1 protein-coding gene is annotated in these 643 nt (G+C 54.4%); it reads left to right on the top strand.

What is annotated here, in order from left to right:
- Positions 1–359 precede the first annotated feature (359 nt).
- Entirely contained in the window at positions 360–488 is a 129-nt protein-coding gene (locus ACSIPU_RS30460) for a replication initiation protein (protein WP_071786179.1), read from the top strand.
- Positions 489–643: the final 155 nt, after the last annotated feature.

The raw sequence follows: 643 nt of genomic DNA, 5'->3' as shown, positions 1-643 counted from the left end.
CCTCGCTCACTCAGTCGCTACGCTCCTGCCGTTCGACTGCGGCGAGCGGACGGGACACACAGAAGAGTCATCGCTATCACCGGGAAGAGAAGAGCCTGTGGAAAAAGCCACGGCGTTGCCGTTTTTCCATAGGCTCCGCCCCCCTGACAAGCATCACGAAATCTGACGCTCAAATCAGTGGTGGCGAAACCCGACAGGACTTTAAAGATACCAGGCGTTTCCCCCTGGTGGCTCCCTCGTGCGCTCTCCTGTTCCTGCCTTTCGGTTTACCGGTGTCATTCCGCTGTTATGGCCGCGTTTATCTCATTCCACGCCTGACACTCAGTTCCGGGTAGGCAGTTCGCTCCAAGCTGGACTGTATGCACGAACCCCCCGTTCAGTCCGACTACCACGCTCTTTTCGGTAACTATCGTCTTGAGTCCAACCCGAAAAGGCACGACAAATCGCCATTGGCGGTAGCCACTGGTAAAGGGGTGTACAAGAGATAACTGGTACAGAGTTCTTGAAGTTGAAGCCTAACTACGGCTAAACTGGAAGGACGTATTTGGTGGCAGCGGTCTTGTACACCCTGTTACCACGGTTCAGAAGTTCCCCAACTTGCTGAACCTTCGAAAAACCGCCCTGCAAGGCGGTTTTTTCGTTT

It is taken from the genome of Klebsiella sp. HN106 (assembly GCF_051209435.1).
GTDB lineage: Bacteria > Pseudomonadota > Gammaproteobacteria > Enterobacterales > Enterobacteriaceae > Klebsiella > Klebsiella oxytoca.
This window is presented reverse-complemented; position numbering and strand designations above follow the sequence as displayed.